At 49.0% G+C, this 19599-nt stretch carries 19 protein-coding genes; all 19 read left to right on the top strand.

Features of this window, described 5'->3' with window-relative positions:
* Positions 1–69 precede the first annotated feature (69 nt).
* The 19 genes from EFBL_RS20290 to EFBL_RS08555 all read left to right on the top strand — a co-directional run bounded on the left by EFBL_RS20290 (position 70) and on the right by EFBL_RS08555 (position 19590).
* Positions 70–444: a carbon-nitrogen hydrolase family protein gene (locus tag EFBL_RS20290; protein ID WP_131927772.1), complete on the top strand. Its 375-nt coding sequence runs from the start codon at positions 70–72 to the stop codon at positions 442–444.
* On the top strand, positions 441–1682 hold the full coding sequence (locus EFBL_RS08640) for a transporter substrate-binding domain-containing protein (protein WP_096181741.1): 1242 nt from the start codon (positions 441–443) through the stop codon (positions 1680–1682). The genes EFBL_RS20290 and EFBL_RS08640 overlap by 4 nt, the downstream gene beginning before the upstream one ends.
* A gap of 70 nt (positions 1683–1752) precedes the next feature.
* Positions 1753–2601, top strand: a complete 849-nt coding sequence (urtB, locus tag EFBL_RS08635; RefSeq protein WP_231705732.1) for an urea ABC transporter permease subunit UrtB — start codon at positions 1753–1755, stop codon at positions 2599–2601.
* 3 nt (positions 2602–2604) lie between these two features.
* Complete coding sequence (urtC, locus tag EFBL_RS08630) at positions 2605–3678, top strand: urea ABC transporter permease subunit UrtC (protein WP_096181739.1); 1074 nt, start codon at positions 2605–2607, stop codon at positions 3676–3678.
* 28 nt (positions 3679–3706) lie between these two features.
* Positions 3707–4453 (top strand): urea ABC transporter ATP-binding protein UrtD, encoded by a 747-nt coding sequence (gene urtD, locus EFBL_RS08625; protein ID WP_096181738.1) that lies wholly within the window; start codon positions 3707–3709, stop codon positions 4451–4453.
* Entirely contained in the window at positions 4446–5144 is a 699-nt protein-coding gene (gene urtE / locus EFBL_RS08620) for an urea ABC transporter ATP-binding subunit UrtE (protein ID WP_096181737.1), read from the top strand. Before urtD ends, urtE begins: the two co-directional genes overlap by 8 nt.
* 19 nt (positions 5145–5163) lie before the next feature.
* On the top strand, positions 5164–6093 hold the full coding sequence (locus tag EFBL_RS08615; protein ID WP_096181736.1) for an urea transporter: 930 nt from the start codon (positions 5164–5166) through the stop codon (positions 6091–6093).
* Positions 6094–6223: 130 nt separating this feature from the next.
* Positions 6224–7270, top strand: coding sequence for an aliphatic amidase (locus EFBL_RS08610; protein ID WP_096181735.1), 1047 nt, complete (start codon positions 6224–6226; stop codon positions 7268–7270).
* Between the two features lie 82 nt (positions 7271–7352).
* Positions 7353–8510 (top strand): AAA family ATPase, encoded by a 1158-nt coding sequence (locus tag EFBL_RS08605; RefSeq protein WP_096181734.1) that lies wholly within the window; start codon positions 7353–7355, stop codon positions 8508–8510.
* Positions 8511–8694: 184 nt separating this feature from the next.
* The gene (locus EFBL_RS08600) at positions 8695–10233 is read left to right on the top strand and encodes a class I adenylate-forming enzyme family protein (RefSeq protein WP_096181733.1); all 1539 of its coding nucleotides are present in this window, start codon (positions 8695–8697) and stop codon (positions 10231–10233) included.
* Positions 10234–10261: 28 nt separating this feature from the next.
* Positions 10262–11044, top strand: a complete 783-nt coding sequence (locus EFBL_RS08595; protein WP_096181732.1) for a helix-turn-helix domain-containing protein — start codon at positions 10262–10264, stop codon at positions 11042–11044.
* Between the two features lie 133 nt (positions 11045–11177).
* Positions 11178–12272: an XdhC family protein gene (locus tag EFBL_RS08590; RefSeq protein ID WP_096181731.1), complete on the top strand. Its 1095-nt coding sequence runs from the start codon at positions 11178–11180 to the stop codon at positions 12270–12272.
* Between the two features lie 4 nt (positions 12273–12276).
* Entirely contained in the window at positions 12277–12936 is a 660-nt protein-coding gene (locus EFBL_RS08585) for a nucleotidyltransferase family protein (protein WP_096181730.1), read from the top strand.
* Positions 12933–15371, top strand: a complete 2439-nt coding sequence (locus tag EFBL_RS08580) for a xanthine dehydrogenase family protein molybdopterin-binding subunit (RefSeq protein WP_231705730.1) — start codon at positions 12933–12935, stop codon at positions 15369–15371. The genes EFBL_RS08585 and EFBL_RS08580 overlap by 4 nt, the downstream gene beginning before the upstream one ends.
* Positions 15368–15823 carry an SRPBCC family protein gene (locus EFBL_RS08575; RefSeq protein WP_096181729.1) on the top strand — a complete coding sequence of 152 codons (456 nt, stop codon included), beginning with the start codon at positions 15368–15370 and terminating at the stop codon, positions 15821–15823. Before EFBL_RS08580 ends, EFBL_RS08575 begins: the two co-directional genes overlap by 4 nt.
* A gap of 17 nt (positions 15824–15840) precedes the next feature.
* Complete coding sequence (locus tag EFBL_RS08570; RefSeq protein ID WP_096181728.1) at positions 15841–16725, top strand: FAD binding domain-containing protein; 885 nt, start codon at positions 15841–15843, stop codon at positions 16723–16725.
* 20 nt (positions 16726–16745) lie between these two features.
* On the top strand, positions 16746–17243 hold the full coding sequence (locus EFBL_RS08565; protein WP_096181744.1) for a (2Fe-2S)-binding protein: 498 nt from the start codon (positions 16746–16748) through the stop codon (positions 17241–17243).
* Positions 17209–18780, top strand: coding sequence for a class I adenylate-forming enzyme family protein (locus EFBL_RS08560; protein ID WP_231705729.1), 1572 nt, complete (start codon positions 17209–17211; stop codon positions 18778–18780). The genes EFBL_RS08565 and EFBL_RS08560 overlap by 35 nt, the downstream gene beginning before the upstream one ends.
* Entirely contained in the window at positions 18781–19590 is an 810-nt protein-coding gene (locus tag EFBL_RS08555; RefSeq protein ID WP_096181726.1) for an enoyl-CoA hydratase/isomerase family protein, read from the top strand.
* The last annotated feature ends 9 nt before the right edge of the window (positions 19591–19599 follow it).

Raw genomic sequence — 19599 nt, 5'->3', positions numbered from 1 at the left:
CCGGTCAGGCTCACTACGGGGCTACATCCCAAAAAACAATCTACCTATCCATTGTGATCTCTAAAATCTGTGTCTACTATTAAGACTAGCATCAATTCTTATTTCGGGTATTCGAATGTAGTCAACTTCGACGGTTCCATTATTGCAGAGTGTGACGGGACACCCGACCAAGTCACGTATGCGCTGTTGTCGATCAGTGCGATTCGGGACGCGCGTATGAACTGGACGGCGGAAAACCATCTTTTTAATCTGAATCACCGGGGCTATGCGGCTTACGGTCTGGCGGAGGGCGACTCCAGATGCCCATATGATTACATTTACGCTTGGGCAAACCAGCCTGAAAATTTTAAAGATCAGACTGAAAAGATCACCCGGCCCTATCCGGTGCCTTCTGACGAGAAAGAAAGAAAATATCGATTGATCAAGAGGAGGGGTATTCAATGAAAAAATGGTTATGGAATTCGGCTGCTGTGGGGTTGGCTATGACAATGCTGCTCACTGGTTGCGGGGGAGCAAAAAAAACATCCGGCAATTCCGGCGGAGGATCAGACAGTGATGGAATCAAAGTGGGGATACTCTTTTCACTAAGCGGTGCGACAGCCGTTACTGAAAAGGGAATGGCAAATGCCGCGCTGCTTGCTATTGAAGAAATAAACGCCAACGGAGGGGTAAAAGGAAAGAAACTCATCCCCGTTCAAGAAGACTTGGCATCCCAACCTTCGGTTGCTGCAACCAAAGCAAAGAAATTGTTGCAGCAAGACAAGGTTGTGGCTATTGTCGGGGGCTACACCTCAGCCAGCCGACAGGCGATGCTTCCGATTGTGGAGCAGAACAAAGGCGTCTTGGTCTACCCGACCCTTTATGAAGGGGAAGAGTGTTCAAAAAATATCATATATACCGGCGCCACTCCCAATCAACAGTTGCAAGACTTCGTCCCCTGGATGATCGAGAATTACGGCAAAAAGTTTTTCTTTATTGGTTCTGATTATGTGTATCCTGCTGAAACCAACAAGCAGGTGAAAGCCTTGTTGAAGAAATTCGGAGGCGAAGTGGTGGGAGAAGAATATGTGCCAATCGGACATTCCGAATTTGCTTCAGTAATTAACAAGATCAAATCCGCTCAACCGAATGTGATTTTCTCCGATTTGGTGGGCGACAGTGTGGCGGCTTTCTACAAACAGTACAAGAGCTATGGTTTGGATCCTGCCAAAATGCCGATTGCAAGTCCGATTACGGCTGAAACGGACCTTGCCGCGATGGGCGCTGAAGTGGGGGAAGGCCATATCACTTCTTACGGGTACTTCCAGTCGCTGGATACGCCGGAAAACAAGAAATTTGTTGAAGCGTACCATACAAAATACGGTCAAAACGAACCGATCACCTCCGTGATTGAGGCTGCCTATTTCTCTACTCATTTGCTGGCCAAGGCGCTGGAAAAAACAGATGACATACGAAATGCGGAAAAATTGATCAAAGCTTTCGCAGGTTTGGAGTTCCAAGCTCCGCAAGGCAAGATCAAGATTGATGAACATAACAATCATGCGTATCTGTACTCACGGATCGCAAAAATCGGCAAAGACGGTCAATTCCATGTGGTGAAAGAATCGAAAGAACCGATTGCACCTGAACCGTGGGCAAAGATTCTTTTCCCGGATAAAGAGAAAACTTGTCATCTCCATTAATCAAAACGACAGGAGTGGGGGTGACCTTACTCCCGCATCAAAAAAAGAAGGGGGGATTGTAGTGGAAATCATGCAGCAAATTGCGGACGGTGCGAGCGTTGCGGGAATTTTGGTAATTGTCGCTTTGGGCTTGAGTATCATTTTCGGGGTCATGAAAGTGATCAACATGGCTCACGGGGAACTGATCATGATCGGGGCTTATACAACCTATGTGGTGTACACCTTGAACGATCTTCCCTTTTATGTCGGCATGTTGGCTGCTTTTGTCGTTGCGGCAATCGTCGGTTTTTTGATGGAAACTTTGGTCATTAAGAGGCTCTACGGTCGTCCCCTCGAAACTTTGCTTGCCACTTGGGGAATATCTATCATTCTTCAACAAGTAATCCGGATGATTTTCGGGCCGGACGGAAAAACAGTGATCAGTCCGCTGGCGGACAAGTTGGAAATCGGCCAAATTGTAATTCCGCACTTTCGGTTGTTCATTATTTTGTTTGCTATCGGTTTATTGATTGCCACAACCTTCATTCTGTTCAAAACCAAATTTGGAACTCAGTTTCGAACCGTTGCGCAAAACCGTGAAATGAGCGAGTGTCTGGGAATCAATACTTCAAGAATCGATACGTATACATTCGCTTTCGGTGCAGGACTGGCGGGTGTAGCCGGTGCCGTGCTGGCGCCGTTGAAGACGGTTTCTCCAACCATGGGACTCAGCTATTTGGTTGATGCTTTTATGACCGTGGTTCTCGGAGGTGTCGGATCGTTGGCCGGAACCGCCTTGGGTTCAGGGGTTATCGGGGAAACCAGCCAATTATTAACGACAATCAGCGGTGAAACAGGAGCAAAAATTCTGGTGTTCCTGCTGATCATATTGGTAATTCGCTTCAAACCGGAAGGTTTGTTCAGGATGGAAAGGAGATAGCCTATGCAAACAAAACGTCTAGGGATTGAAGGCAGCATCGGTGGTCTCATTCTGGTCTTTCTGGCTGCTTTTCCGTTCTTGGCTTCAGATTTCCGTGTGGAGCTGATGGGCAAGTTTATCGTGTTTATCATTTTTGCACTCGCTCTCGATTTGGTTTGGGGATATACCGGGCTGCTAAGTTTGGGACACGCGGTGTTCTTCGGATTGGGCGGTTATATGCTGGCTTTGTCCTATGTACTTCAGCAGGGTGTGCCCACGTTTATGACCCGTTTTGGAATAAACGAAATTCCGGTTTTCCTCAAACCGCTTTTGAGTACACCGGTTGCCTTTCTGCTGGGGATGCTTCTGCCCGCCCTGTTGGCGGCCATCATCGGGTTCTTCATTTTCAGGAGCAGTGTCAGCGGCGTTTATTTCTCGATCATAACCCTCGCACTGGCACAGTTGTTCGAATTGCTGGTCATTAACCTGCAGGCGTATACCGGCGGATTTAACGGGTTGATGGGACTCCCCCGTTTTCCGGTCTTTGGCGAACCACTGGAACTCACAACCTATTACTATCTGGTGCTGATCGTGGCGGTTGGAGTGTATTTGTTAACCCGATGGTTGACTGGATCCCACTTTGGCAAAACAGTGAAAGCCGTTCGGGAAAACGAGAACCGTATCCGGTTTTTCAGCTACAATCCGGCAAGCTATAAAATCTTTATTTTTACGATTTCCGGGTTCTTATCCGGGTTAGCGGGGATGCTTTATGTTCCGATCAACGGATTTATTTCTCCGCAGGATATTGGCATCGGGATGTCTACACTGCTTGTCGTTTGGTTGGCGATCGGCGGACGCGGTACGCTGATGGGGGCGGTAATAGGAGCTTTGATTCTTAATTGGCTGTCCGACCTTCTGTCGGAACAATACCCCGAAATCTGGCAACTGTTGATTGGTTCGATCATCGTATTAATCGTCTTGTTTTTGCCGGACGGAATTTACGGTTCTTTGCTCAAATGGTGGAACGGCCGGGTTTTGTCCAAACAACAAAACCAGGGAACGGTGCCACAGATGGGAAATTTGGAAGCAGGCAGTTGAGTGGCGACCTTGACAGGAGGTGAGATGCATGCCGTCAGTCTTGGAAACACAAGGATTAACCGTAGAATTCAACGGGTTTAAAGCGGTTTCGGACTTGAATTTCTCGCTGGAAAAAGGGGAATTGCGTGTTATTCTTGGTCCGAACGGTGCCGGGAAAACCACGTTTATGGATTTAATCACAGGAAAAACCAAACCGACGTCCGGGAACGTACTGTTGAATGGGCACAATATTACCGGTCTGGAACCTTATCAGATTTCAAAATTGGGAGTGGGGCGTAAATTTCAAGGCCCCAATGTGTTTGACAACATGACTGTCTACGAAAACATTGAGGTCTCCATGAAAGGTTACTATCAAGTTTTTAAAGCATTGTTTTATCGAAAAAACCAAGAGATCCGCGATAAGATTCACGAAATTTTGCAAAGGATCGATCTCTTGGAAAAGGCCCATCATGTGGCGGTAAACCTGTCTCATGGAGAGCGGCAGTGGCTGGAAATCGGGATGTTGCTCGCTCAAGATCCGGAATTGATCATTCTTGACGAACCGACTGCGGGAATGACAGCCGAGGAAACTTACAAGACCGGAGTTTTGATCGAAACGTTGTTTAAAGACCGTTCCATTATAGTAGTCGAACACGATATGTCATTTGTTCGTCAAATTGCCAGGAAAGTAACCGTACTGCATCAGGGCCGGTTGCTGGCAGAGGGTTCGCTGGCAGAAATCGAACAGAACACAAAAGTGCAGGAAGTCTACCTAAGGGAGGGTGTCCATGCTTAGCGTAGAACAACTCCATGTTTCGTACGGGAAGAGCCGAGTAATAAACGGCGTGAGCATCAAAGTGAACGCGGGAGACAAAGTCTGCTTGATGGGCCGAAACGGTGTGGGGAAAACCACGCTGCTAAAGAGTTTAATGGGACTTTTGCCTGCCAGGGAAGGGAAAATCTCGTTTGAGAAAAGGGAGATTACGAAAATACAACCTTATCAACGATCCCGCATGGGTCTGGCGTATGTGCCCCAAGGACGGGAGATCATACCGATGCTGACCGTTAAAGAAAATCTGGAACTCGGTGCGATGGCCCATAACCCGAAAGAGACGGAAAAGCGAATGGAAGAAGTATTGAACTATTTCCCGGTCTTAAAGGAACACCTGTCACGTAACGGAGGGGTTCTGTCTGGCGGGCAGCAGCAACAATTGGCAATTGGTCGCGCATTAATGTCAGAACCTGCGATCCTGTTTTTGGATGAACCGTCTGAAGGTATACAACCCAATGTTGTGGCTGAAATTGCCCAGATTTTAAACCGGGTCCATAAAGAAAAAGGGCTAGCGGTTTTTATTGTAGAGCAGAACCTTGATTTTGCTTTCAAGATCGCCGACCAATTCTACATCATGGAAAAAGGCTCAATTGTAACGTCAGGCAGCGCGAAAGAGGTGCCAATGGAGACAATCAAGCGGTACTTGACTATCTGACGGAAGGGAGAACAAAACACTGTATCCAAAATGGAATAAAAGTGAATTCTCTTCTTTTACAAAAGCTGCATTAAGGGGTATTTCGCAGGTCATCCTGGTGGAAAATGCGTTGACCGGATTCGTGGTGTTACTTGGTATCACGGCGGCTTCTTTCTCCTTTGGAATGGTAGCCGTGTTGTCAACGATGATTGGGACTGCTGCAGGAAGGCTTGGCAGAGTCGAAAGAGCTCTCGTCAATCAAGGCTTGTTTGGATATAATGCCGTGCTTACCGGAATCGGAATATTTGTTTTCTTGCAAGGTTCAAACAGGTGGTGGATCGCGTTAATCGGCGCATTTTTGTCGACCGTTGTGACAGCCGCAATGATGCAGTGGCTTGCCAAATTGAAAATCCCTGTGCTTACATTTCCGTTTGCTGTCTTGACCTGGTTGATTCTGCTCGTCTCCTATCGTTTCGAAGCGGTAAAGATCGGTCCGACGCTGTCACCTGCAGCTCTTTCTGCCGTTACAATTAACCGCAACGAAACACCGGATATGATAAGCGGATGGATTCACGGGATAGGACAGGTTTATATTATGGATCATCTATGGGCGGGGATCCTCATCCTTGTCGGAGTGTTTTTAGCCGGTTGGAAGCAGGGGCTTCTTGCTCTCGGCGGGTCGATTGTTGGGTGGAGTACGGCCTATTTTCTCCGGGCCGATATGTCCTGGTTAAACACGGGCTTATATGGATACAATGCGGCCCTCACGTTCTTGGCTATTGGCGGTGTGTTCGGACACGGAAATAAAACCGCGCTTATTGCGGGAGCTGTTGGAGCGGCGTTTTCCGTTCCCATGACTGCCGGCATCAGCGTCTTTCTGGCACCTTATGGCCTTCCGGCATTCACAATGCCTTTTATTTTAACCACTTGGCTGTATCTTGGCAGCAGGCAGTTTTTGCGAAACTGGTAGTGCTCTCAAAACTCCTCCGCGAGTTTTTCAGGGGGGTGAGTAGAATGTAACAGAATTGGTAAGCAGGCCAAATCCCATGCAAGGGTCAAAAACGAAAACTATAGAACTCATTAAAAAAGGAGTGTTCGAAATGAGACATGGAGATATTTCAAGCAGTCATGATACCGTGGGCGTCGCGGTGGTTAACTATAAAATGCCGCGTCTGCATACCAGAGAAGAAGTTTTGGAAAATGCCAGGAATATTGCGAATATGATCGTTGGCATGAAACAGGGGCTGCCGGGGATGGATTTGGTGATTTTCCCGGAATACAGCACCCACGGGATTATGTATGATCCGCAAGAAATGTATGAAACCGCATCGGCTATCCCGGGCGAAGAGACGGAAATCTTTGCGGAGGCTTGTCGGAAAGCCAATACGTGGGGAGTTTTCTCCTTAACAGGGGAGCGGCACGAGGATCACCCGAACAAGACACCTTACAACACCTTGATTTTGATGAACAACAAAGGAGAAATCGTTCAGAAATACAGAAAAATCATTCCCTGGTGCCCGGTTGAGGGGTGGTATCCCGGTGATTGCACCTATGTGTGTGAAGGCCCCAAAGGTCTGAAGGTCAGCCTGATTATCTGCGATGACGGCAATTATCCGGAAATTTGGCGGGATTGTGCGATGAAAGGTGCGGAACTGATTGTTCGCTGTCAGGGGTACATGTATCCGGCCAAGGAACAGCAAATTATGATGGCGAAATCCATGGCATGGGCAAACAACACTTATGTGGCAGTGGCGAATGCAACCGGGTTTGACGGTGTCTATTCCTACTTTGGACATTCCGCAATCATCGGCTTTGACGGAAGAACACTCGGGGAATGCGGCACCGAAGAAAACGGGATTCAGTATGCGGAAGTATCCGTTTCGCAAATTCGCGATTTCAGAAAGAACGCGCAGTCCCAGAACCACCTCTTCAAACTTCTGCATAGAGGCTATACGGGAAAAATCAACTCCGGGGAGGGGGACAAAGGGGTTGCCGAATGTCCATTTGATTTCTACAGGACATGGGTTCTCGATGCGGAGAAAGCGCGAGAAAATGTGGAAGCCATCACAAGATCGACAGTCGGTACCGCAGAGTGCCCGATCGAAGGAATTCCAAACGAAGGAAAAGTTCTGGTAGCCGAAAAATAATAGCTGGATTGATTCAAGAAGGAGTCGGGTTCCCAACCATATCTGACTCCTTTTCTTTACATTGGGAGAATGGAGGATACAGATGCCGTTTATAAATGACAAGCTCGAATATCTTGCCGCGGAACGCAAGCGAAAAGAGATGGAGGAGAGCCAAAGAGTGCATGATTCCGATCCCAAAACCACAGAGCGGGCAGCGGGAAGAATTGAAACGAGATATCGGTTTGATGTTGAGGAAGTGATGAATCGGCTCCGCAAGAAAATTTTCGGGCAGGAAAAGGCACTGCAGTGCATAGAAAACATGTTGAAAATTGTCAGGGCTGATCTGGCAGATCCGGAAAAACCTTTATATATCGGTTTGTTTTTGGGGCCTACAGGTGTCGGAAAGACGGAAATTGTTCGCGTGCTTGCCCAGGCAATCCACGGGAACCGGGATGCATTTTGCAGGGTTGATATGAACACATTGTCGCTCGACCATTACGCCGCTGCCCTTACCGGGGCACCGCCGGGATATGTGGGAAGCAAAGAAGGTTCCACAATCCTGGATAAGGAAAAAATAGAGGGTTCTTACAGCAGACCTGGCATTGTCCTGTTCGATGAGATCGAAAAAGCAAGCCCGCAAGTGATTCTCACATTATTGAACATCTTCGATAATGGCATCATGAGAATTGCATCCGGTGAGGAGACAATCGATTTTCGCAATTCGCTTATCTTTATGACCAGCAATTTGGGAGCACGGGATATCCAAAGTTTTGCCGATAATAAATTGTTGTTTATGGCAAAGCTGCTTATTCATTTTATAAACCCGAAAGGGTGGAAGGGCCGGGAAAAAGGGTCGCTTCTCGATCAAGTAGTGAAAAGGAAATTGGAAGCCATGTTTCGACCGGAGTTTATCAACCGGATTGATGACATTATCACATTTAATTGGCTTTCACAGCATACTCTATTTGAAATTACGGATACGGCAACGGAACAAATAAATAAAAGGTTGCACAGACACAATTGCCGTTTGGCATTGGATCCCTCTGCAAAGCAATTTTTGGTGGACAAAGGATTTGACAAGCGTTTCGGAGCCCGTGCTTTAAACAGAGCGGTGCGCCAATATGTACAGGTGCCGTTAGCCGAGCTTTTGATGGAAAGATCACCCCAAGACGGGTTTGATACCTATATTGCAAGAAAATCCTCGAACGGCATTGAACTCGCGATTGCGAAATCGGAAATTCCTTCATCATTTGGCGTGTAAAAATTACTGCAGAATCACATAAGTCTTATAACCTATCCCACCTGATATAAGGGTGGGATTTTATGTTACTTTGATCGATTTGCAAAAATTCTGACCACAAAAAAACAAAAGTCCTTGTTTTCGAAAAGTTGTATGATTTTTTTAAAGAAAAAGATAATTACTGACAACCGGGGAGATGATCGCGTTGAATTTGGGAACGGTCTTTGATTGCGCCGTAGGCAGATATCCGAATCAGATCGCTCTTGTGCAAGCCAAAAGATACTACTCTTTCTTACAACTCAATGAAGAAGTAAACCGGTTGGCTTCTTCATTGCGCAAACTGGGCGTTGAAAAAAGAGACCGGGTCATGGTTTTGATGAAAAATCGATTGGAGACGGTTTGTTTATTCTGGGCGATCCAAAAATTGGGCGCCATTTTTACCCCGATTAATTTGCGCTTGTCTCCTGAAGATACGCAATACTGTATCAATGACGCCGAGCCGAAGGTCGTTTTTTACGAGAAAAACAGCGAACGTTCCGTGATGAAGGCTAGGTTTAACGAAAGGCCTATTTTAATAAGTTTGGAACAGGACGCAGGAGATCTTTCTTACCGGGAACTGGTCGCCAGGGGTTCAAGTCATTTTGCCGGTGTCCCCGTTGACGATGACGATATCGCCGTAATGCTCTACACCTCGGGAACTACCGGAGTTCCCAAAGGGGTGCCGAGGTCTCATAAAAACGAATACGGGTCCACAATGGCTCACATTTTGCAAAATCATTATGAAATGTTTGAAAGCACTTTGGGGGCCATGCCTCTGTACCACACTATGGGGTTACGATCTCTTCTTGCGACCTGCATGTTAAACGGGAAATACGTTGTAGTCCCCGATTATGATGCCCGTACCGCACTTACACTTTTGTCCAGAGAAAAGATCAGCAGTTTGTATATGATTCCAACGATGTACCACGAACTGCTCAATGATCCGTCTATTTTGGATCATGATCTGACGGCGTTACGGAAGATTGGGTATGCGGGTGCTCCGATGTCCGCGACATTGACAATAAAATGTTTTCAAATGTTGAAACCGCAGCATTTTATCAACCATTACGGCAGTACGGAAATCTATACGTTCACTACCTGCTCGGTGCTGGACAAGAAGCCGGGGTGTGCCGGAAGACCTGGGATCCATCAGCAAATCCGGCTGGTCGTTCCGGATGCGAACGCCGCTTCAACACCCGATGAAATCGTTCCACCCGGGGAAGTAGGCGAAATTATCGTTCACGCCGGGTCGATCGAAGCGTTTAAAGGGTATTGGAACAGGCCGGACGCGACCAGAAAAGCGATCCGGAACAATTGGTATTTCACGGGGGATCTTGGCATCCTCGATAAGGACGGAGACCTGTACATTGTCGGACGGGTGGATGAGATGGTGATATCTGGCGGAGAAAACATTTCTCCCATGGAGATCGAGGAAGTGCTGCAGCAGCATCCCAAAGTGTCGGAAGCGGTGGTTTTGGGGGAAGAGGATGATCGTTGGGGGCAGATAGTTGTGGCGTTCATAGTCCCGAAAGATCGAACAATCACGGTTCAGGAATTGGATCAATTCTGCAAGGGACACCCCAAGCTGTCGAATTTCAAGCGACCAAGAAAATATGTATTCGTCCGGGAAATTCCAAAAAGTCCTGCCGGGAAAATACTACGGCGTGAATTGCGAAGCGAAAACATTGAAAAAGTGGAGTTTTAAAAACGCTTAACCATAAGGGGGGATTGTCTTGGCCGGGCTGTTGATTATCGATGATGAAGTGGAAACTCGCCAAGAAATCCGGTTGATGATTGAGGAGAGCCCATATAACTACCTCTCGGTTTATGAAGCTGGCTCAGCAGAGAGAGGGTTGCTGCTGTTGAAACAAAATCAGCCGGCCATTGTCATTCTCGATTTGTCCCTGCCTGATATGGACGGGATCCAATTGGGAAAAAAGGCCCTCGAGTTGAACTCGCATGTCTCGATCATAGTCTTGACCCACTTGAAAATGTTCGATTTGGCGCAGGCCGCTATGAATGCCGGTTTTTCCAGGTATTATTTGAAACCGCCTTCAAAAGTGGATCTGCTTTTGGCGCTAGACAAACTATTAATACCGGATCTCATCAAAGAAACCAATTATCTGAGGAAAGTTTCGTCTTCTAAAGATTTCGAGGTCGACTTCGGGAATCCGATTGAAAGTGCAACAGGTTATATTCACAGTCATTTTCACGAACCTATTACCTTGAACGAGGTCGCCGACCGCGTCTATTTGAGCGCCTCTCATTTCAGCCGACTTTTCAAGGCGGAAATGGGGGTTACGTTTATCGAATACCTCACCAAATACAGGGTGGAACAATCGAAGAAATTGTTGAAAATGACGTCACTGCCGATTGAGGTAATCGCGAATAATACCGGATTTGCCAATGCAGGTTATTTTGCCACCATATTTAAGCGTTTGGAGGGAAAAACTCCGAAAGAATACCGGAGCCTTTTTTCCAATCTGCTGCATGCTTCTGCTGCCGAGGAAAAATAAGTGATTTGTTCTTCTTTCTGATGAGCAAAAATATTGAAACCATCTTGAAATAAAAATTAAACCATTCAATTCGCAATATTTCTATGATTGAGATAAGTTGTTGGGGTTCATGACAGCGAGGTGATACGGACAGATGCTGGATATTCTGAACGGGCTGCAGCAGTGTTTCGAAAGAAAAGAACGGGCTGCAGTGGCTACTGTCTTGAAAGTGGAAGGATCCGCCTACAGACGCGAAGGGGCCAGATGTCTGATTTTAGAAACCGGAAGCATCGTTGGAACGCTAAGCGGTGGTTGTGTGGAAGGGGATCTTATCGAACATGCAAGGGAAGTAATCAACACCGGAATCCCAGAGCAAATCCGATATGATTTTCGGCCGGAAGGCGATCTGTTGTGGGGACTGGGGGTAGGTTGCAATGGTGCGCTAACAATCTGGCTTCAGCCGTTTGACCCGGTACGATCCCCTGAACAAGCAGAAAAGATGATCTTGTCATACCGGAAGAGAGTGTCCTGCAGCAGGGCTTATCTGGCGGGTATGGTGGTGGAATCGAAAGATCCGTTGCAGGTTCCGGTCGGAACCGAGACCGTTCTGCGTGAACGGGGAGAAAGGGGAGAAAGATCCCGCCGGCTGACAACTGGGCTTGAGAGCGCGGTCGTACAAGGTGTTGCGGTGAAATTGTTTATTGAAACGGTAAAACCCCGCCCGCGACTGGTGATTTTCGGGGCAGGACCGGACGCCGTACCGCTTGTCCGGGGAGCCAAGACTCTTAACTGGCATGTCAGTGTAGTGGATCATCGACAGGATCATCTCAATCAACCGCATTTTATGGAAGCGGATAAGCGTGTGGCCGTATCGAGAGGAGAATATTCCCAATTTTCCGTTAACGAAGAGACTTACGTGGTGGTGATGACCCACAATTATGAATTGGACCGGATATTGGTCGGACAGCTGCTCTCCCGTTCCATTCCGTACTTGGGAGTACTCGGTTCGCGTCAGCGGATTGAGAGGATGCTTCAAAAAATTCTGTTTGATGGAGTCAATTTGAATGAGCAGATGTTGGAAAAGCTGCACTCCCCTGTAGGCTTGGATATCGGTGCGGAGTCCCCGGAAGAAATTGCTTTAAGCATTCTCTCAGAACTGGTTTGCCGGAAGAATGGCCGAAACGGCCAATCTTTAAAATTCCGCAAGCACCTCTTGCATGTAAGAGCCACGGACGGGGTGATCCCATAAGCGTATGAACAGGAAAATTTGGGTTTTGCTCCTTGCCGCCGGATATTCAAGAAGAATGGGAACCTGCAAGCTGCTTCTGCCCATCGGGGAAGAAACAATGCTCCGGCACACGGTGAAAAAAGCGTTGTTGACAAGAACAGACGGGGTTGTGGTTGTCGTGAACGCCGAAATTCCTGAACTGGCGAATCAGATCGGGGATCTTCCGGTTGTAATATTGACAAATCAAACGTCAAACGGTGGCATGAGTTCTTCGTTGCGTTTTGGAATCGAATACTTGCTGGAAAATTCGGCTGAGGCTGCGGTTGTTCTGCTGGCGGATCAACCGGAAATCGATCCGTCGGTGGTAAACCGCACTGTAGTTCGCTATCAACAAACCGGAGCCCCTGTTGTTCAGGCGGTTTACAGAGGCACTCCGGGTCACCCGGTTTTGTTTGACCGGACCGTATTTCGCGAACTGCAGGCGATTACCGGAGACCAGGGCGGGCGGGAGGTTGTCAGAAAATATTTGGCCGCCCGGGAAACTGTGGATGAAACGACAGCCGTGCCGGAAGATATTGATACATTTGAAGATTATCAAAGAGTTGTTGAGCGCTCAAAGGGTACAAGTCGCGCCAAGGCATCTGGCATGCCAGGTCGCGCTATAAAAGGAGGCTATTGGATTTGAAACACAAGCGTATCGGCCAACCGATGTCCCGTGTCGAGGATGCGCGGCTGACTTCGGGACAGGGCAGTTATATCGAGGATTTGAATCCGCTTCCCAACATTCACCATGCCGCCATTTTACGCAGCCCTTATCCGCATGCGAGAATCAAATCCATCCGAACTGACAAAGCGGAACAAATGCCGGGTGTAAAAGGGGTGGTGACCGGGCAGGACATTATCGAAATGACCCAGCCGTTTCCGGTAGGGGTGACCGCACCGGTCAGGTACTATTCGCTTGCCGTGGAAAAAGTGCGTTTCGTGGGTGAACCGGTGGCGGTAGTTGTAGCCAAAAACCGTTATCTGGCTGAGGATGCGCTCGAGGCCATCGAAGTGGAATATGAACCCCTCCCTGCCGTGGTGGACATAGAAAAGACGATGGAAGCGGACGCTCCGGTCCTCCATGAGGAAGTTGGGTGCAATGTCGCCAATCACCGTGTATTCAACTACGGCGACGTTGACAAAGCGTTTGCCGAAGCCGATTTTGTGCTGAAACACAAGTTTCATTTCCCGAAATACAGCGCGACTCCGGTCGAGACATACGGGGTGATCGCCCATTATCAGGCGAGCGGCAACAATCTGACGATCTGGTCCAATTTTCACGGTCCCTTCACGCTGCAATCGGTGATGGCAGCCGCTTTGCAAATCCCGAGCAATCATCTGCGGATTATCATACCGAAGGATGTCGGAGGCAGTTACGGGATCAAATCGGGTGTTTTCCCGTACATGGTGTTGATGGGAGTTGTATCGAAAAAAACCGGTTTGCCGGTGAAATGGATCGAAGACCGTCAGGAACATCTCATGGCAAGCTCCAGCGGAACAGACCGGGTTACCTGGATAGAAGCGGCCGTTAAAAATGACGGCACGGTGACCGGATTAAAAATGAAAATGGTTGATAACGTGGGCGCTTATATCCGAGCACCCGAACCTGCCTGTCTGTACCGAACCCATTCCAGCAGCACGGGGGCGTATCGGATTCAGAACCTGTTCATGGAAACGGTGGCAGTTATGACCAACAAGTGTCCAACGGGTCTGATTCGGGGATATGGGGGACAGCAGCTGTATTTTCCGTTGGAACGGATGATGCACATGGTTGCGGAAAAATTGGGTATGGATCCTGCGGAAATAATCAGGAGAAACCTGATTCGGACCGAAGAATTTCCTTATAAAACCGCTTCAGGAGGTATTTACGACAGCGGGGATTACCGGACAGCATTTGAAAAAGCCCTTCAACTGGTTGATTATGAGGGATTTCGCAAGCGCCAACAGGTAGCCAGGCAGCAAGGGAAATACCTCGGAATCGGGTTGGCCTGTATCGTAGAACCTTCCGGGTCCAATATGGGGTATATCACCATGGCGTTGACACCGGAGCAGAGGGCAAAGTCACTCCCGAAATCAGGATGTGCGGAAGGGGCTGCGGTTTCCATTGATCCGGGGGGAGGCATCAGTGTACGGATCAGTACCGCTCCAACCGGACAGGGCCATGAAACAGTGGCTGCCCAGATCGTGGGGGAAGTACTTGGAGTAGATCCGGGATCGGTGAATGTGATCGCCGAAATGGATACGTTAACCAGTCCTTGGTCAGTGGCCTCCGGAAGTTATTCGAGCCGGTTTGCACCGATCGGTTCAAGTGCCGTGTATCAGGCGGCAGTGAAAGTCCGGCAAAAGCTGTTGAACATCGCGGTCGATCAGCTGAAAGTACCGGTGGATACCCTTCAGATCGAAAACGGGAAAATTGTGGCCCGTGACCAACCGGAAAAGCAAATCTCTTTGCGCCGGTTAATCGGATCCGCACACTGGAACCCGCAGGGGCTTCCCGACGGGATGGAACCGGGTATCTACGAAACCGCTTTCTATACAATCGAAACTGCCCTGCCGCCCGATGAAAATGACCAGGTTAACGGTTCGGCCACCTATGGGTTTGTCGCTGACGCGGTTACCGTAGAAGTGGATCCGGACACGGGAGAAGTCAAAATTCTCGACTATATCACGGTTCATGATGCGGGCAAGCTGTTAAACCCTCTCATCGTGGACGGGCAAATCATGGGCGGATTGGCTCACGGCCTTGGCGGCGCGTTGTATGAGGAACTCGCCTATGACAAGAACGGGCAGTTTTTAACAGGGAGTTTTATGGACTATTTGTGCCCGACAGCGACCGAAATGCCGCCAGTAACGATCAAACATTTTGAGACCCCGTCTCCATTGACGCCTCTCGGTGCGAAAGGCTTGGGTGAAGGAAACACGATGAGTGCTCCCGTGGTGATCGCCAATGCGGTTGCGGATGCTCTCTCCCCCTTGGGCATCACGATTGACAGCTTGCCGCTGTCGCCGAACCGAATTTGGACTTTATTGCAGGAAGCCCAAAACAAACAGCAGCATTTGAAGGAGGAACTGGTATGACCGGTAACGGTGTGATTGAACTGAACGCACCCATAGAACAGGTTTGGCAAAAATTAATGGATCCGGAAGTACTGACCGAGTGTATATTGGGCTGCAAGCACCTGGACTTGATTGAGGAAGGAAAATACCGAGCCGATCTTTCCATAGGAATTGCCGCAGTCAAGGGAAAGTATGACGCAACGATTTCGTTGGTGGATGTGCAAGCGCCGGAAAGCTACAAACTGGTGGTTCACGGAGAAGGAGCACCGGGTTTTGTCGACGCGGAAGGCATAATCCGCTTAACGCCGGTCGAGGAAGGAAAGACCGCTCTTGCCTACAACTATACGGCCGAAGTTGGCGGGAAAGTGGCAGCCATCGGGCAAAGGATGCTTGGCGGTGTGGCGAAGATAGTCATCAATGATTTCTTCAAGAAAATAAAGAAGGAAATTGAAAGTGCCCAACAATCAGCATAGCACCGGAGGGGAAGGATATGAAACCGGCATTGTTTGACTACTTTCGTCCCACCACGGTGGAGGAAGCGTTTCAACTGCTGTCCGAGTACGGTGATGAAGGAAAACTGATTGCGGGAGGGCAGAGTCTGGTTCCGATTTTGAACATGCGGTTGTCTGCTCCTGAGTGTCTGATTGACATCAATGGACTGAAGGAGTTGGACTATATTCACTGTGAGGACGGGTGGCTCAGGATCGGTGCCCTTACCCGGCAGAGGGAAGTGGAAAGATCCGGGCTTGTCCGGGAAAAAAGCCCCTTGCTTTCTGAAGCGGTCCCGTTTATCGGCCATATGCAGACACGCAACCGGGGCACAGTCGGCGGCAGCCTGGTGCATGCCGATCCGACGGCGGAACTTCCTTTGTCCTTGCTGGCATTAAACGGGAGTGCCGTGATCGAAAGCGCTGACGAAAAAAGGGAGGTGGGGTTAGGCGAATTTTTCGTTACCTATTTGACAACCGACATTAGGCCCGGTGAACTTCTGACCGAAGTCAAGATCCCTGTGGATTCCGTTCCAAAGGGATACTCGTTTCAGGAATTCAGCCGGAGACACGGAGACTTTGCTTTGGTAGCGGCAGCCTGTGTTCTTGACACGGACAATGAAGGGCGGATTCTGACCGCCCGGCTTACATTGGGAGGGGTTGACCCGATTCCTGTTCTTGCGGAGGATGCCGCCGGAATTCTGATCGGTGAAAAACTGACGGACACCCTATTGGCAGAGGTCGGACGGATCGCTGCCATGAATGTGGATCCGGAGGGCGATCTGCACGCGACCAGGGAATACAGACTTCATCTCGCCCGGGTATTTGCCAAAAGAGCCGTACAAATCGCCTACATCAGGGCAACCGGAAAGGAGGGAACATCGTGATCCAAGTGTCCAGAAAAGAAATGGTTGAAATCCAGGTGAGAATAAACGGCAAAGTCTATCAGGAACGGGTGGAACCCCGAAAACTGCTGAGTGACTTTTTGCGGGAGGACTGCGGCTTGACCGGGACCCATGTCGGATGTGAACACGGGGTTTGCGGGGCATGTACTGTGTTGGTGAACGGCTCCGCTGTCAGGAGCTGCCTGATGTTTGCCGTACAGGCTGCGGGCACCGAGATCATGACAGTGGAAGGACTGGCTAATGACCAACCGCATCCCCTGCAGGAAGTTTTCAATGAGTGTCACGCCTTGCAATGCGGCTTTTGCACTCCGGGTATCCTGATGTCGTCGGTTGAATTTCTGAATTCTAACTCCGATCCCACCACGGATAAGATCAAGGAGATGCTGTCAGGGCATTTGTGCAGGTGCACCGGTTACAAAGGGATCATCGAAGCGATTGAAAAAGTGGCGAACAGGCAGAAGGACGGTGAGAAAGTCGATGGATCTGGGGACACTGTTTGAATTTGCGTGCGAACGGTACCCGCAATACGAAGCGTTGATTCAAGAGGATACCCGGTTGACCTATCAAGAGATGAACCTGGAGATTGACAAAATCGCCTCAGGTTTACAGGCCCTCGGAATCAAACAGGGGGATCGGGTTGTCCTCGTATTGAAAAACCGCTTGGAAATGGTGACACTTTACTGGGCAATCCAAAAAATCGGAGCCATTTTTACCCCCATCAATTTCCGATTGTCGCCCGAAGAAATCAAATACTGCGTGCAGGATGCGGATGCAGCAGCTGTTGTGTATGAACCGGTAAGCGAGAAAACGGTGCTGGAAGCAATCAAAGAGCTGAAAACGTTGAAAATCGGAGTACAGGGGGCGCTAGGGGTTGATGTATCCTACGGGGAACTGCAGAAGAAGGGGGCCAACCAACCGGATAGACCGAAAATTCATGATGATGACGTTTGTCTGATGTTATATACGTCGGGGACAACCGGCCGTCCCAAAGGAGTTCCGCGCACCCATCAAAGCGAGTACAGCGCGGCGGTTGCTCATATCATTCAAAATCGGTATGAAGTTCAGGAAAGCACCATAGGCGTCATGCCCTTGTACCACACCATGGGCATGCGTTCCCTCCTATCGATGGCCTTCCTGAACGGGAAATTGGTAATGACACCCGATTACAGTGCCCAAACCGTACTTGAGGCACTGGATCAAGAAAAAATCACCTGCGTGTATCTGGTGCCTACCATATTCCATGATCTAGTATACCATCCCGATTTTGCAAAATATAATCTTTCTTCATTGAAAAAATTGGGATATGCAGGAGCTGCCATGACCAAGGCATTGACGGAAGAAATCATCAAAAAATTGAAGCCGGAAATCTTTATCAATCATTACGGTTCGTCCGAGGTTTATACGTTTTCGATCTGCAATTATCTCGATAAAAAACCGGGATGTGCAGGGAAACCGGGATTTCATCAACGTCTTCGCGTTGTGGTGGCTGATCCGGACGGAAATTCAACCCCGGAGGATATGGTCCCCGCAGGGGTACCCGGTGAAATCATTGTAGATCTCCGGACTAGCGAAGGGTTCAGGGGATACTGGAACCGGCCCGATGCTACGACAAAGGCGATCCGTAACGAATGGTACTTCACGGGTGATATGGGGATGATTGATCAAGAAGGAGATTTGTATGTCCTTGGACGGGTGGACGACATGATTATTTCGGGCGGTGAAAACATTCATCCGCTTGAAGTGGAAGACGTGATCGCGAAACATCCGAAGGTGGCAGAAGTGGCTGTGGTCGGGTTGCCCGATCCACGTTGGGGAGAAATTGTAACCGCCTTCATTGTTCCGAAAGATCAATCGTTAACAGTGGAAGAGTTGGACGATTATTGCAAGGAAAGCAATCAATTATCCAACTTTAAACGCCCCAGGAAGTATGTTTTGGTGGCGGCGATCCCAAAGAGCCCGGTTGGAAAAATCCTTCGCCGCAAACTGCGCAGCGGAGAATATGAAGAACTATATTTGGAGAGGGAGAGTGCATCCTAAATGGAACAACAAAAACACGGACAAGTGGCGGTTAATGAATGGGATCACATTCGGGTCGAAAAGAATCCGGAACGAAAAACGGCCACGATCATTCTCGACCGGCCTGAAAAAATGAACAATTTAAGCTTCATTGGGCGATTCCATCTGAACCAAATATTTGAACAGTTGAACAAGGATGAAGAAGTCCGGGTCATCATAATGAAAGGCGAAGGGACCCAAGCGTTTACCTCCGGCGGAAATATCGCGCAGTTCATGGAGCGGCACCCGGAGGAGCTTTCTGTGCTGCATAAGAATGTAGCGGCACCGGAACGTTCGCCGAAACCGGTAATCGCGCAACTGCAAGGTTATACGTTCGGTGTGGGACTGGAGATCGCCATGGCGTGCGATTTCCGGGTTGCTTCGGAAACCACTCTGCTGGCTCTGCCGGAAATAAAACTCGGGATGATTCCGGGGAGCGGCGGCACGCAGCGGATTGCCCGAATTGCAGGACTGGGCCGGGCCAAAGACATGATTATGCGCGGCAGGCGGATTCCGGCAGAAGAGGCTTACCAATGGGGATTGCTGACTACGGTAGTTCCCCAAGGGGAGCTGGAGACTGCGGTGCAAAACCTGGTGGATGAACTTCTTCAGTACTCTCCTCTTACCTTGCGGGTATTGAAGCAAGTACTTAACGCCTCCCAGGAAGGTCCGCTCAGCGCCGGACTGGAGATTGAGGGATACGCTTACGGAATGCTGAGAAGTACGGATGATTTCCGTGAAGGGGTGGAAGCGTTCTACGAAAAACGCAAGCCCAATTTCACCGGAAAATAACCGCTTGTA

The sequence above is a fragment of the Effusibacillus lacus genome (assembly GCF_002335525.1).
GTDB lineage: Bacteria > Bacillota > Bacilli > Tumebacillales > Effusibacillaceae > Effusibacillus > Effusibacillus lacus.
The sequence above is the reverse complement of the archived record's forward strand: the minus strand, read 5'-3'. Positions and strand labels throughout refer to the sequence as shown.

What these genes read in the sequence shown, in the direction of transcription:
- EFBL_RS08640 (WP_096181741.1), top strand. Translation starts at nt 441, where the DNA reads ATGAAAAAATGGTTATGGAATTCGGCTGCTGTGGGGTTGGCTATGACA.
- urtB (WP_231705732.1), top strand. Translation starts at nt 1,753, where the DNA reads ATGCAGCAAATTGCGGACGGTGCGAGCGTTGCGGGAATTTTGGTAATT.
- urtC (WP_096181739.1), top strand. Translation starts at nt 2,605, where the DNA reads ATGCAAACAAAACGTCTAGGGATTGAAGGCAGCATCGGTGGTCTCATT.
- urtD (WP_096181738.1), top strand. Translation starts at nt 3,707, where the DNA reads ATGCCGTCAGTCTTGGAAACACAAGGATTAACCGTAGAATTCAACGGG.
- urtE (WP_096181737.1), top strand. Translation starts at nt 4,446, where the DNA reads ATGCTTAGCGTAGAACAACTCCATGTTTCGTACGGGAAGAGCCGAGTA.
- EFBL_RS08610 (WP_096181735.1), top strand. Translation starts at nt 6,224, where the DNA reads ATGAGACATGGAGATATTTCAAGCAGTCATGATACCGTGGGCGTCGCG.
- EFBL_RS08605 (WP_096181734.1), top strand. Translation starts at nt 7,353, where the DNA reads ATGCCGTTTATAAATGACAAGCTCGAATATCTTGCCGCGGAACGCAAG.
- EFBL_RS08590 (WP_096181731.1), top strand. Translation starts at nt 11,178, where the DNA reads ATGCTGGATATTCTGAACGGGCTGCAGCAGTGTTTCGAAAGAAAAGAA.
- EFBL_RS08585 (WP_096181730.1), top strand. Translation starts at nt 12,277, where the DNA reads ATGAACAGGAAAATTTGGGTTTTGCTCCTTGCCGCCGGATATTCAAGA.
- EFBL_RS08575 (WP_096181729.1), top strand. Translation starts at nt 15,368, where the DNA reads ATGACCGGTAACGGTGTGATTGAACTGAACGCACCCATAGAACAGGTT.
- EFBL_RS08570 (WP_096181728.1), top strand. Translation starts at nt 15,841, where the DNA reads ATGAAACCGGCATTGTTTGACTACTTTCGTCCCACCACGGTGGAGGAA.
- EFBL_RS08565 (WP_096181744.1), top strand. Translation starts at nt 16,746, where the DNA reads ATGGTTGAAATCCAGGTGAGAATAAACGGCAAAGTCTATCAGGAACGG.
- EFBL_RS08555 (WP_096181726.1), top strand. Translation starts at nt 18,781, where the DNA reads ATGGAACAACAAAAACACGGACAAGTGGCGGTTAATGAATGGGATCAC.